Source organism: Prosthecobacter sp. SYSU 5D2 (genome assembly GCF_039655865.1).
Classification (GTDB): Bacteria; Verrucomicrobiota; Verrucomicrobiia; order Verrucomicrobiales; family Verrucomicrobiaceae; genus Prosthecobacter.
The window spans coordinates 257379-270379 of the sequence record NZ_JBBYXL010000007.1 but is presented as its reverse complement, the minus strand read 5'-3'; the positions used below and the strand labels follow the sequence as shown (position 1 = coordinate 270379).

The 13001-nt window shown below is 58.6% G+C and carries 9 protein-coding genes and 1 tRNA gene; 4 read left to right on the top strand and 6 right to left on the bottom strand.

Going from position 1 to position 13001, the window contains the following annotated elements:
• Position 1: 1 nt before the first annotated feature.
• Positions 2-1444, bottom strand: coding sequence for a decarboxylating NADP(+)-dependent phosphogluconate dehydrogenase (gene gnd / locus WJU23_RS13855; protein ID WP_346333182.1), 1443 nt, complete (start codon positions 1442-1444; stop codon positions 2-4).
• A 234-nt stretch (positions 1445-1678) separates the two neighbouring features.
• On the opposite strand from gnd, the gene WJU23_RS13850 reads away from it, so the two are divergent.
• Positions 1679-2521, top strand: a complete 843-nt coding sequence (locus WJU23_RS13850) for a hypothetical protein (RefSeq protein ID WP_346333181.1) — start codon at positions 1679-1681, stop codon at positions 2519-2521.
• 16 nt (positions 2522-2537) lie between these two features.
• Here the strand turns inward: WJU23_RS13850 and WJU23_RS13845 are convergent.
• Positions 2538-2609, bottom strand: a tRNA-Arg gene (locus WJU23_RS13845).
• Between the two features lie 263 nt (positions 2610-2872).
• Between WJU23_RS13845 and WJU23_RS13840 the strand changes: the two genes are divergently transcribed.
• Both WJU23_RS13840 and WJU23_RS13835 read left to right on the top strand, forming a co-directional pair.
• On the top strand, positions 2873-4195 hold the full coding sequence (locus tag WJU23_RS13840) for a DUF1552 domain-containing protein (protein WP_346333180.1): 1323 nt from the start codon (positions 2873-2875) through the stop codon (positions 4193-4195).
• A 264-nt stretch (positions 4196-4459) separates the two neighbouring features.
• Positions 4460-7084, top strand: a complete 2625-nt coding sequence (locus WJU23_RS13835; RefSeq protein WP_346333312.1) for a DUF1588 domain-containing protein — start codon at positions 4460-4462, stop codon at positions 7082-7084.
• Positions 7085-7103: 19 nt separating this feature from the next.
• On the opposite strand, the gene WJU23_RS13830 is transcribed toward WJU23_RS13835, so the two are convergent.
• Positions 7104-7811, bottom strand: coding sequence for an MOSC domain-containing protein (locus WJU23_RS13830; protein ID WP_346333179.1), 708 nt, complete (start codon positions 7809-7811; stop codon positions 7104-7106).
• 130 nt (positions 7812-7941) lie between these two features.
• Here WJU23_RS13830 and WJU23_RS13825 point away from each other — a divergent pair, with 130 nt between their 5' ends.
• Positions 7942-9426 carry a C39 family peptidase gene (locus WJU23_RS13825; RefSeq protein WP_346333178.1) on the top strand — a complete coding sequence of 495 codons (1485 nt, stop codon included), beginning with the start codon at positions 7942-7944 and terminating at the stop codon, positions 9424-9426.
• A 335-nt stretch (positions 9427-9761) separates the two neighbouring features.
• Here WJU23_RS13825 and WJU23_RS13820 read toward each other — a convergent pair whose 3' ends face one another.
• The 3 genes from WJU23_RS13820 to WJU23_RS13810 all read right to left on the bottom strand — a co-directional run bounded on the left by WJU23_RS13820 (position 9762) and on the right by WJU23_RS13810 (position 12997).
• Entirely contained in the window at positions 9762-9983 is a 222-nt protein-coding gene (locus WJU23_RS13820) for a hypothetical protein (protein WP_346333177.1), read from the bottom strand.
• A gap of 93 nt (positions 9984-10076) precedes the next feature.
• A complete protein-coding gene (locus WJU23_RS13815) occupies positions 10077-10502 on the bottom strand; it encodes a hypothetical protein (protein WP_346333176.1) in 426 nt (141 codons plus the stop codon).
• 11 nt (positions 10503-10513) lie between these two features.
• A complete protein-coding gene (locus tag WJU23_RS13810; protein ID WP_346333175.1) occupies positions 10514-12997 on the bottom strand; it encodes a heme-binding protein in 2484 nt (827 codons plus the stop codon).
• Positions 12998-13001 lie beyond the last annotated feature (4 nt).

Genomic DNA, 13001 nt, shown 5'->3' with positions numbered 1-13001 from the left:
TTTACCCGATCACCTCAGGCCATTCCGTGTGGAAGAATTCGCCTTCGGGTTTGTCGGTGCGCTCGTAGGTGTGGGCGCCGAAGAAATCGCGCTGGGCCTGCAGCAGGTTGGCTGGGAGGCGCTCGGCGCGGTAGCTGTCGTAGTAGCCCAGGGAGGCGGAGAAGGCCGGGACCGGGATGCCGTTCAGAGTGGCCAGGGAGACCACTTCGCGCCAGTTCTGCTGGGTCTTGCTCAGCAGGTCCTTGAAGAAGGGGGCCAGCATGAGGTTGCTCAGCTCGGCGTTTTCACGATAAGCATCAGTGATCTTGTTGAGGAAGCGGGCACGGATGATGCAACCGCCGCGCCAGATGGAGGCGATGCGGCCGAGGTCGAGGCCCCAGTTCTTGGCTTCGCCCATGGTCTTGATCAGGTCCAGGCCCTGGGCGTAGGAGATGACTTTGGAGGCGTAGAGGGCGTCGTGCACCTTCTTCACCAGCTCGGCTTTCTCCGTGGTGATGTTCACGGCCGGGCCGGTGAGCTCCTTGCTGGCGGCGACGCGGGCCTTCTTCTTGGAAGAAAGAATGCGGGCTTCCACAGCAGCATTGATGGTGCTGATGACGACGGCGTTTTCAGCCGCGTTGAGCAGGGTCCACTGGCCGGTGCCTTTCTGGCCGGCCTTGTCCACGATGAGCTCGACGATGGGCTTGCCGGTCTCCGGGTCCTTCTGTTCCAGGGCCTTGCCGGTGATCTGGATGAGGTAGCTCTGCATGTCGCCGTCGTTCCAGTCATTGAAGACTTTGGCCATCTCGTCCGTGGTGAAACCGGCGGCTTTGAAGATGTTGTAGGCTTCGCAGATGAGCTGCATGTCGCCGTATTCGATGCCGTTGTGGATCATCTTCACGTAGTGGCCAGCGCCACCGGTGCCGATGTGGATCACGCAAGGCTCGCCGTCCACTTTGGCGGAGATGCTCTCAAAAATCGGCTTCATGACTTCCCAGGTGCTGGCAGGGCCGCCAGGCATGATGGAAGGGCCTTTGCGGGCACCTTCTTCACCGCCGGAAACGCCGGCACCGATGAAGCGCAGGCCTTTTTCAGCCAGGTATTTGTCGCGGCGCTCGGTGGTCTGGTAGTAGCTGTTGCCACCGTCAATGATGATGTCGTCCTTTTCCAGCAGGGGGATGAGCTGCTCGATCACGGCGTCCACAGCGTCGCGGTCGCTGTCCTTGACGGCATTGGATTTCACCATGATCTGGATCTTCCGGGGAGTGGCCAGGGACTGGACGAATTCTTCCAGGGTCTTGGCGCCCACGAGCTTCTTGCCAGGGTGCTTGGCGATGAACTCATCCGTGGTGGCGGTGGTGCGGTTAAAAACGGACACCTGGAAGCCACGGCTTTCCACGTTCAACACAAGGTTCTGTCCCATCACGGCGAGGCCGATCAATCCGAAGTCACTTTTTTGGCTCATTTTCAGTCAGTAAGGGTAAGTTAGGCCGCTTGGGTGCGGGGCGAAGTCATACCTGCCAGGGGGAAATTGGCAAAGGGGATTTTGCTCATGCCCTGCATGAATGGCATTGATGCGGCGTTGTCAGCGCCCACAGCCAGCTCAATCCCGTCCTGTCGCTGCGCAAAAGATGTCCGGGATTTACTGAAATTTTACTCGTCGGAAACCGGTCGGGCCTTAGATTAACCCCCCAACCGAATGCCTCTCCTCACCCCTTCAACTCTCCGGGTCACCGGCTGGATTTCCGTTTTCCTGGGGGTGACGCTGCTGGGCGTTGCCTGCCTGGGGCAATGGACCTCCTTTGGCGATGGGGCCAGTGATGTGAAACGCGATTGGGAGCTGTTTGAGCCCGGCCTGGTCACCCAGGTGCAGGACTACTCTGCGCTGGTGAAGGCGGTGGATGCGAAAATGGCCGGCCAGCCTGACACCCCCGCCGCCCGCATGCAGGTGATGTATGATCTCATCGTCAACCGTTTCACCCATAACGAGGCGCTGCATAACCTGGGCAGCAACTGGATCCTCTATCTGGCCGGGTATGCGCACCCCACCTTCCGCCACATGTGGGACCCCGGACGTTTTGTCTCCCAGGGCTACTCTCTTTTCTGCGACCAGTCCTCCTACCTGCTGCTGCACCTGGCCATGGCCCACGACATCAAAGCCCGCCACGTTGGTCTGCAGGGCCATGTCGTCATGGAGGCTTGGTACGATGGCGACTGGCACCTTTATGATCCCGATCTGGAGGTCATTCCCGTCAATGACGAGGGCCAGGTGCTCAGTCTGGAAGAACTGGCCCAAGATCAGAAGCTCCTGGACCGCTACTACGGCCCGCACAACCTGCAGGACCTCATCCGCAACCGCGAAAACCACCTCTACATGAGCACTCCAGAGGGGGCCAGGTTTGAGTGGAAAGGTAACATCCTCGCCTTGGTGGAAAAAGCCGCCGAGATTTTGAAATTCGTCCTCCCTGTGCTGATGATCGCCCTGGGCCTGTGGCTCTGCCGCAAAACCCGCCCAATAAGCCCTCAGCCGACGAACGTCTGACACTCCTTGGAAGGAGTATCCCCGACAGGAATCGAACCTGTATTTAGAGTTTAGGAAACCCTCGTTCTATCCATTGAACTACGGAGACGTTTGATTTTCAACGATTTACGTAATCCGGGATTACGTCAAACACTGGAACAAGAATACGCCTGTTCTGTTTCACCCATATCCTGCCATGTCTTGTTGTCCACAAAAACGCTCAAAAGGCTTTTCCGACCTCTGACGAATATGCAGCGATGTCCTTCGACGCCTGCTCTGTGGGTCTTTATCGAAAAATTTGGAACTTTTTCGGTGGGCCTCCCATCCGGCGAAATGAAATAAGCCTGCCTCGGGGACGTTTTCAGGACAGTTATGATGAATCGAAGAAAAATCCTCCGTCAGATGGCGGCCTCGGCGGGTGCGGCGTTTGGAGCGCCTTTTTTCCCTGCAATCAGCCACGCGGCTTCCAGAGCATCTGGCGGCGGCCCAAAGAGGGTGATCTTTTTCCTGCAAAATCAGGGCTTTGATCCTGCGACCTGCATCCCGGCGGGCATGACGAGTAGCGGCTCGCTGGCGAAGGCCAAACTGCCGGAGCCGGTCAAGCTCTTGGAGCCTTTCAAGGAGCGGCTGCACATCATCAATGGTCTGCACGGCGTGCACACCAGCCCGTCCCATAGCGCATTCTTCGGAGCACTCGGTGGTTATCGAGGCAGTGACGGCGTGCCGCCCAGCGGTCCCACCATTGATTATGAACTGAGCAAAGTGCTGCCCGAGACCCTGCTGCCGCATCTCTGCATCGGCATGGACTCGATGGAAAACATGAGAGCCAAGCCTACGGTCGCGAACCTTTCCGCCAGCGGCGCGGGCCAGCCGATCTTCATGCACTCGAACCCCAATCATCTCTACCAGATGCTCTACGGTGGCATTTCTGATGGGGACATCCGCAAGCAGCATGAGGCGCGATCCGACATGTTTGATCGCATTGAGCAGCTCGCCGCTGAGCAGGGAAAACGTCTGCCGATGGCGGACCAGCAGCGCTACGGGCAGTATGTAAAGGGCTTCAATGAGATCAACGGTCTGCGGACGCGTCTCGGCAGCGTTTCCGAGCATCTGCGGAACTTTGCCCCGAAGGTTGACGAGCGCTATACCCATCCAGAGTTTGAGACTGACTGGCATGATGTGTTGCTGGACCTCGGTGTCTCAGCCCTCAAATCCGGCATCACCAGCGTGCTCACCATCGGCTCCGGTCGCGGCGAGATCTTCGGCTCGTGGAAAGGTGTCGGCGTCGAGGAGCAGGGCCATAATCTCGGCCACATGAAGCAGCCGGACAATCCAATCTGGATCAAGATCCGCCAATACAACAGCCGCATGCTCGTGAAGCTCATGGAGGAACTGGAAAGCGTGCCCGAAGGCAGCGGCACGATGATGGACAACACGCTCATCGTTTACACCAGCAACAACGCGGACGCCCAGCACACCAGCGGCAGGAACTGGCCGGTGATGCTTCTGGGCAATTGCGGCGGGGTATTTAAAACAGGCTGCTTCACCCAGTTGGACGGCATGCGCCCGATCAACGCCCTCTACTCGACCCTGCTGAATGTCTCCGGCGTTGAATGTGAGCGCTTCAACATGAACGAGAAGATGGCGGCGAAGTTCGACTCCGGCAGCGGTCCCCTCAAAGAGATTCTTGTGTGATCCGTGCGCTCCTCAACGCCCTCGGATCTGCGGGTGAGACCTGGACCCTCGCTTCCTTCAGCTACGCAAAGGGCCGGCTCTGGATGCACACGATGAAAGAGGTCCTTTGTATCGGCGCAAAATGAATCCGTTGCTCAGGAATACGCCACCAAACCACGCCACCTGAAAATGCACCGCACCCGCTCCACTGCCGTCATGATCACCGGGACCCCGACCGTTCAACCTAACACGCCAGACACCGCTCCGGCACGCCTTTCCGCGATCATGCAGACGCCATTTTTCGCGGTATTGATCCTGGCTGGAAGCGCGCTTGGCGCCGCGACCGTCGGTGCCGCCGAAACATACAAACCCGGCGAGCATGTGCGCGGAGGATTCCAAGACATCGCACAGGGCTTTCTGGACCGGCATTGCCTGGAGTGCCATGACGACGACGCTAAAAAGGGCGACCTCTCGCTGCTCGATCTCGGGCCAGTAGATGAGACTAACGCCGCTGTTTGGAAGTCCGTCTGGGCGCAGGTGGCGCTGAAGGAAATGCCGCCGAAAAAGAACGACCAGCCGGAGGTCGTGGAGCGGCTCCGCTTCTCCGACTGGATCATCGGCGAGCTGCAACACGCCATGAAGGACAAAGGTGGCTTTCACGCGCATCAGGACCCGAAGAAGGGCAACTTCGTCGATCACGATTTGCTCTTCGGCCCTCTGCCGCCGGATATCGAGCTGACGCCCGCCTCCTCACCCGCACGCATTTGGCGGGTCACGCCGCAGGAGCACATCACCCGGCTTAATGAGCTGATCAACACCGAGCCGAAATTTGATCCAGCGAAGCCGGGACTGCGCACGCATGGCGATGCCGTGCCTACCAATCACGGCGGCGAGTTGAAGCTCTACTTTGGCATTGACCGCATCACCAGCGTGGTGGGTGGCACGGTGGCCTACGCCACAGCGGTGAAGAGTGTGCCCGCAGTACTCTCCTCGGCCCGTAAAACCGGCTTCAAGAACTACCCGGACTTTTATACGATCAACAGCGCCGAGGCCACGCAGATCCTTGGCAAGGCGGAGGACATTCTGAAATACATGGCCTACGGACCGCTCAGCCTCGTGGGCATGCCGGAACAGATCACCGACGACCCAAAAACCTACGACAAGGTGAAACCGAAGGGCGATCTGCGCGGACTGCCAACGTCCATCGTGTATAACACCAAAGTCGTCCGCCCGCTGACACCAGTGCTCGACCTCATCAAGGAACCCGAAGTCACTGACGAGCGCATGCGTGCCGCTGTAGATTACCTTTTTGAAGCTCTGACATTCCGCCCGCCCACTCAGATGGAATCCGACAACTACCAGCAAATCGCCAAGGACAGCATAGCCAAGGTCGGCAAGGAGGATGGCGTCTTCATGGGACTTTCGTCCATTTTTCTCGACCGCGATGCCTTGTTCCGGCCGGAGTTGGCGGAAAGCGGCAAGCCTGATAAACATGGCCGTGTGATGCTGCAAGACTGGGAGCTGGGACTGGCGGTGAATCATGCGCTGCGTTACCTCAAACCCGACGAACCACTGCGTCAGTCCATCCTCGAAGGGCGCATGAAGTCGCGTGAAGATGTGCAGCGCGAAGTCACCCGCATGCTCGAAAACGACAGCATTCGCAAGCCGCGCATCCTGCAATTTTTTCGCGACTACTTCGACTACGACCTGGCCGGGTACATCTGCAAAGACACCAAGGCGCTTGCGGCGACGGGAGTCCCAACTCGCGGCGAAGCACATTACCGCGCGATGTTTGACGCCACGGCCAGCACGGACCGGCTGATCGAGTTAATCCTTGAGGAGGACAAAGATGTCCTGAAGCAACTGCTCACCACCCAGCGCGTCGTGGCTACCAAGACGGACAACACCTACTTCGGCAGGAAACACACGAAGGATGAGAGGGCTGCCGCAGTCGCCGCGAAGAAGATGGCCGAGGACGAACTGCATCAAAAGGAAACGGCTGATATCCATGCGCTGAAGGAGGGCGTCGCTCAGTTGGAAGCTAAAATAAAGAAGGCTCCCGATGACAAAGCCGTGCAAAAAGCGCTCACGCGAGAAAAGAAACTGCTCGCGGTGGCAGAGAAGGCAGTCAGCAAGGCAAGGAGCGACCGCAAGCGTGACGGTGGCGCCAACACCGAAGTGGCTGAGGCAAACCTGACCGGCACGGAGATCTACGCCCGCGTCAGCCGCCCGACTTTTGGTGGTGGCTCCATGAAGCCTGAGCGCATCCTGGCCACCGCTCCTGAAGGTCAGCGCCTTGGCATTTTGACGCATCCGTCCTGGCTCGTGTCGCACTCCGACGCCATGGACAACCACGCCATCCATCGCGGCATCTGGATTCGCGAGCGCCTGCTAGGTGGCGGCATTCCCGATGTACCTATCACCGTTGATGCCCAGCTCCCGGTCGAGCCGCAAAGCACGCTGCGTGAGCGCATGCGAGTGACGAAGCAGCAATACTGCTGGACCTGCCACGAGAAGATGGACCCGCTGGGACTGCCTTTTGAGATGTATGACCACGTCGGCATCTTCCGCACCACCGAGCACGAAAAGCCTGTGGATGCCACTGGAGAAATCATCGACAGCGGCGATCCCGCACTCGATGGTCCCGTGGCCAACGCTCTCGAAATGATTACCAAGCTGGTCAATAGCGAACGCGTGGAGCAAGTCTTCGTCCGCCATGCCTTCCGCTTCTGGATGGGTCGCAACGAAACCCTTAACGACGCTCCCGTCCTCCAAGCCGCCCACCGCGCTTACCGCGACAACGGAGGCAGCATGAAGGCCCTCATTACCTCGCTACTCACCAGCGATGCATTCCTCTATCGCAGGGTCGAGCGCGCAGCGAAGACGGCTGCGAGCCAAAGCAGGCAGTAAGGGATGCGTATTCCAGGCTTCAAGTGGCATTGCCTGTCCGCTGCTGCTTCGCCGCCTCCTGGTCTGCGACGGTAAGCGAGCCGCGGGCCCATAGGGAGTCTTTCCAGCTTGCGGAGAGCAGCGAGCACTGCGCCAGGTCGCGGGCGGCTTCTTTGTCCCCGCGCCGGTGATGCATGATCTCATTGGCCAGGGCGATGCTCCACTGCGGGCAGGGCCTCTCCAACAAGGTGAATTCAGTCCCCGCGCTGACGGTGCCGTGATGGAGCACGCGGAAATAGAAACCTGTGAAGCCGGTGCGCTCCACCTGGGCGGTGAGGTCCTTCACCTGCCAGCGGCGGGCCAGCTTCCAACAAGGCTGGCGCGGCTGCGACACCTGCACCCGCGCCTCGCCAATGCTGTACACATCCCCAATGCAGACCTCCGTCTCCAACAGGCCGGTGGTGGTAAAGTTCTCCCCAAAGGCCCCGTTCGGCAGGTCTGCCAGGCCCAGCTTTTGCTGCCAGTAAGGATAGTGTTCCAGGGAATAGACACAGACGGCTTTTTCAGCCCCTCCATGATACCGCCGGTCGGCCTGCTGGTCGCCCTTCAACCCCTCATAGCCTAACCAAATAGATTGCAAAACCGGCTGCTTGTAAAAGCCGGTGCTCCAGGCGCGGTCCCACCACGCGCCGCTCTCCCGGGATGAAATCTCCTGAATGGCGGATGTCTGGATGGAGAGCAGTTTCATGCAGGATGTTTGGCATAGCCGAGGCTTGCTGCCAGCGCCGATTTACCCTGCTGCCAGGAAAGATGCGAAATTTTAGATCCTTAGAAGACTCAGGCTTGCTCCTAAAAGGGAGATTGGTTATTTTGGGAGAATGAAACCCTTTGTCTGTGCCTTTCTCCTGCTTGTTCCGGCGTATGCCGCCACGGCCCAGGAACTGCGTTCCTTTACCAATGCGCAAGGGGTGAGCATCAAGGCCGCACTGATCTCCGTGATCAATGGCCAGGCGACGATCCGCCGTGAAGACGGCGGCCAGTTCACCGTCCCGGTGACTGCCTTCAGCCAGGCAGACCAGGACTACATCCGCCAGTGGTCCCCAGCACCCACCGCCCCGGCAACGGTTTCCACGCCTCTGGGCGGCACACCAGCAGTGGGACCCAATGCAAACCTGGATGCCGCCACGGTTAATGCCCTGGCCGGGCAGGAAGTTTTTGGCGATGTCTCCCTGTGGGAAAGCCCTGGAGAATCTGTGGCCGGGCGCCTGAAACTGCGCCGGGAGTCCCAGACCTCCAACCAGGGCAGCTACCGCGCCTATCCGCCGGCTGACTATCGTTTCTTCGGCACACGCCCCTATTCCGTGGCGCTCTATGAAGATGAGGGTAAGACCTCCAGCATCTCCCTGGTGTTTGCCAACAAGGGCGATCTCTTCAGTGCCAGCGGCAGCGGTGAGGATCACTTCGACAAGAACACTCCGCCGGCTGAAGCGGAGAAGATCGTCAAAAAGGCCATGGATGCGGATCTGAAGCTTCTTTCCGACACCATTTCTGCCAAGCTCGGCCCGCCGCGAAAAGAACGCTTCGGCGAAGGCAAAACCGGGCGCATGAATATGCAGCGCTGGGACTGGCGTGACCACGCCATCCTCCTGGCTGAGGCGGAAGGCGAGTATGTCGGCATCCAGATCGTCCCGGCCGCGTTTGCCGATGCCGGCGGCAAATCCACCCGGGTGCCCGATGTGGTCATCCGCGAGCGTGCCAGCAAAAATGTGGAGACACGGCCCAACGGCGATGTCGTCATCCAGGACATCCCCATGGTGGACCAGGGACCCAAGGGCTACTGCGTGCCTGCCACTGCGGAGCGCGCCATGCGCTACCTGGGCGTGGCTGCGGACATGTATATCCTGGCCAACGCCGGGGAGACCGGCTATGGCGGCGGCACCAGCGTCTCCAAACTCCTGGCCGGTGTTGGCCGTCACATCAAAGCCAAAGGCCGCTCATTTGATACCTGGGAAGGCAAGATGGCCGTGCGCGACATCGCCAAGCACATTGAGAAAGGCATTCCCGTCATGTGGGCGCTCAGCAGCACCAAGCTGTTCAATGAAACGGCGAGCCGCCGAACCGATGAACGGAAATCCGTGGCCGAATGGACCGCCTGGAAAAAAAAGCTGGAGGCCGAAACCGCCGACAACGTGCTGATGCCGGACAGTGAATCCGGCCACGTCGTGCTCATCATCGGCTACAACAAAGAGACCGGCGAAATCGCCTTCAGCGACAGCTGGGGCGAGCGCTACAAGGAACGCTGGATCACCATGAAAGAAGCCGATCTCGTTTCCCAGAAGTACTTCTACGTGGTGGGCTTTTGAGGCGGGGGAGGTTGAATAAACTGCTCTAAAAACACCTGTGGCGAAACTGCACGAACCTTGCTTTGGCGAAAGTCTGAGGTGTTGCGGGTGACAATACAATCCGCTCTGCAGGATTCAGCTGCGGCTGCCTGCAAGGCATCTTCAAAATCTGAAAAGCCCATCCCGCGAGCATGCCTGGCATAATGATCTAACCAAAGAGGTTGCAAAACCGGCTGTTTGTAAAACCCCGTGCTCCACCCCCGGTCCCACCACGCCCCGCTCTCCTGGGATGCAATCTCCTAGATGGCTAAAGTCTGGATGGAGTGCAGTTTCATAAAGCGGCTGTGCACCTTCAATCAACGTCCATTCCAACGCGCCATCAAGATGTCATCCACCGTTTCCCCTTCCTCAAGTTTGACAATGCCTTTGGCTGATGTGAGCCAGGCGCTGGCATTGTTCCCAGCCTCCAACGGAGAATACGATTCCTGCTCGCGGAGATTAATCAAGTAACCCATCAGCTCGTGACGCTCATCCAGCGACAGACTAGCAATCCGCTCTTTGATGGATTCAAGGTTCATGAGACAATCAGGTCCGATAGACGAAATAATCAATCTTCAAATCATAGATTGTGGCGGACATTATTATGGGCATAGACTGCTAAAATCTGAATATCAGTGACCAGAAACCAAGACCAAAGATTCCTGCTTCTGATCCTCTGATGTCAAGATCACATAGGTCCTCATTTTCCGCCGGGAAGAACCCTCAAATATCGAGAAATCCTGAAAGCCTTTGGATGGAATAAATCGCTTTTCCAGCCCAGTACCAGACCACGTGTACATCGTATCCACCCAGCGTCCGAAGTGACGTTCTTCCAGATAGGTTGCGGGCTTTCCGGCAGCATACCCATAATAGCTGATCGGTTCATCCATCGTATTCGTGACCCTTGTTACCACCTTGCCATCTTCCACCTTCAGCAAAGCAACTTCTGGCAGGCTGCTTAGTGGGGGATGAGGATCGTCAGCCAGCATTTTACGCCAACCCATGCTGGAGACACACCCGCTGAGAAGAAGAGCAAAAATGAAGGGGAGCGATTTCATGAGTTGGGTACTCACTTCGTCCTGAAATAAGCATGCCCCGGATCGCCCTTGCTGAGCAGGTAGGCGAGGAGGTCGAGGATGTCGTCCTCGCTGAGCATGTTCACAAGGCCGGCGGGCATCATGGAGGTTTTGCTGGGCTCGATGCTGGCGATGTCGCCGCGCTTCAGGCTCTGATTGGCGTTGGGGTCCATCATGTTGATGTTCACCATCAGGGTGTCCTCCTTCAGGTTCATGATGCGGCCAACGACGAGGCTGCCGTCCTTCATCTTGAAGTCCATGCTGCCATACTGGTCGCTGATTTCCTTGCTTGGTTCGATGATGGATTCCAGCAGGTCCTTGGGGCCAAACTTGCCGCTGACGCTTGTCAGATCAGGACCGACGGCACCGCCTTCAAAGTTAAAACGATGGCAGGCATAACAACCGACGGCACCGAAGCTATTGCGGCCGTTTTCGAAGTTGCGCCCGCCTTCAAGGCCGACGTTCAACACCTTCTCCAGATCGGCCACGGTCCAATTTTTGACATAAGCCAGCGGCTTGGCGGCAAAGGTGGGGCCTTTGGCTTCAGGTTTGGCCTCGATGATGGGCTTCAGCGTAGCTTTCTCTTCCTCCGTGAGACCGGCGATGCTGTCGCGTTTGATGTCTTCAATGAACAGGCCAAAGCTGGCCCCGCCGGTGTAGGTGGCGGCGCGCTGGAACCATTTGAAAAACTCCTCACGCAGGGCCGGTGTCCATCCGCCCTTGGCCAGGCGCAGGCTCTTGGCATAACCAATTTGTTCTTCCTGGGTGGGGGCGCTGTTCACCAGCGGCACGGCCTTGGCGACCACTCCTTCATCGCCGAGATAAACCAGCATTTCGCAAAGGTCGTGGCTGAGACCGATGTCCTGGTTCGGGAAGAGCGGGGCGAAACGGGCGATGGTACTTTTCTTCTGTTCCATCGTTGGTTCGCCGAGGCGCAGGAAGGCCAGCGTGTAATTGCGCAGCAGGGTGGTCTGGCCAAGCAGGTCCAGACCCTCCAGAGAAATCTTGTTCAGCGCGGCAATGACAGCGGCCTGGTCTTCCTTGGCCCCATGGCGGGTCAGCGCCATGAGAGCCGTCAAAGCAGCGCGGGGTTCTTTTTCGCCCAATGCCTTGTCTTTCCATGAGGCCACCGGCTGATGCTCAATGGCGATGCGGGCGGCATTGCGAATAAGCCGGTCGGTATGGCCCAGATGCGGCCAGGCGGCGGTGATGGCCTGGGGATCCTGCACGCCATGAAAGGCCTCCAGGCTGCGGCGCAGCGTATGCAGTTCTTTGGCTTCGCCTTCCAGCTTCATCGGCTGCGGGGCGGTGGATTCTTTGCCGGTATAGGTCACGCGATAAAGGGCGGACTGGGTCTTGCGGCCGCCGATGGCGAAGTACATGGCTCCGTCATTCGGATTGATGAGCAGGTCTGTGAGCGGCAGCGGCTGGGCACTGATGAACTCCTCAAAATCCGCCGCATATCCTGCTCCGTCCGGACGGAGATGAACGGAATACATTTTGCCATAGCTCCAGTCATTGATGAAGTAGGCTTCCTGATACTTGGCGGGAAATTTGGCCCCGTAACCAAACTGCGTTCCCGTAGGCGATCCAGGCCCGATGTCCTGCACAGGCGGCACGCTGTCCTCCCAGCGCACGGGCCATTTGGCCGAGCCATTGCGCCAGCCAAACTCGCTGCCGCTCAGCACCTGGCACACACGGGTGGGGCGGTACCATGGCAGGCTCATGTCCCACTCCATGTCCGCATCGAAGGTGAACAGATCCCCTTCATGATTGAAGGCCGCGCCATACTGGTTGCGAAAGCCTGTGGTCATCAGCTCCCACTGTTTGCCATCCAGGCTGACCTTGGCCACCCAGCCGCGCGGAGCCAGGGCATCCTTCATGAAACCGCGCCCATAGATGCGCGGCAGCAAAATGTCCTCCTGCCACACCGCCGGCACGCGGTTCTTGGTGTATTCCGTCAGCGGTGTCTGGTTGCCCACAATGACGTAGATGCTCTCGCCATCCGGTGCCGGGACGACATAGTGCGGCCCGTGCTCACCTGCGCGTTCGGTATAACCACGCAGCAGTTCCACCTTGTCGAAGACATCATCCGCATCGCTGTCGCTGACTTTGTATAACCCGCGGCCCTGGTATTCATCCCCGTTCACCTGGAGATAGATGGCACCCTTCACAAAAGCCATGCCCTGCGCTGCGCCGATGGGCAGGTCCATCTTCTCGATCTTCGTGTCCGAAGCTTTGCCACCCAAAGCCGGCGGTGTGATGCGATACAGCGGCCCGTTTTGGTCCGAGGCGATCATGCGCCCCTTGTCATCCAGGCACATGCTCACCCAGGAGCCCTGCTCCGCCTTCGGCACCGTATAAAGCAGCTCCACCTGGAAGCCCTCCTTCACCTTGATCTGCGCCACCGGCGTGGCGGCTTCATCCGCCATTAAACTGGACGTTAAAAGAGCAATCGGCAGGAGGTATCGGATCATGGAG

Coding starts and splice junctions, on each gene's coding strand:
- gnd (WP_346333182.1), bottom strand. CDS start 1,444: ATGAGCCAAAAAAGTGACTTCGGATTGATCGGCCTCGCCGTGATGGGA.
- WJU23_RS13850 (WP_346333181.1), top strand. CDS start 1,679: ATGCCTCTCCTCACCCCTTCAACTCTCCGGGTCACCGGCTGGATTTCC.
- WJU23_RS13840 (WP_346333180.1), top strand. CDS start 2,873: ATGATGAATCGAAGAAAAATCCTCCGTCAGATGGCGGCCTCGGCGGGT.
- WJU23_RS13835 (WP_346333312.1), top strand. CDS start 4,460: ATGCAGACGCCATTTTTCGCGGTATTGATCCTGGCTGGAAGCGCGCTT.
- WJU23_RS13830 (WP_346333179.1), bottom strand. CDS start 7,811: ATGAAACTGCTCTCCATCCAGACATCCGCCATTCAGGAGATTTCATCC.
- WJU23_RS13825 (WP_346333178.1), top strand. CDS start 7,942: ATGAAACCCTTTGTCTGTGCCTTTCTCCTGCTTGTTCCGGCGTATGCC.
- WJU23_RS13820 (WP_346333177.1), bottom strand. CDS start 9,983: ATGAACCTTGAATCCATCAAAGAGCGGATTGCTAGTCTGTCGCTGGAT.
- WJU23_RS13815 (WP_346333176.1), bottom strand. CDS start 10,502: ATGAAATCGCTCCCCTTCATTTTTGCTCTTCTTCTCAGCGGGTGTGTC.
- WJU23_RS13810 (WP_346333175.1), bottom strand. CDS start 12,997: ATGATCCGATACCTCCTGCCGATTGCTCTTTTAACGTCCAGTTTAATG.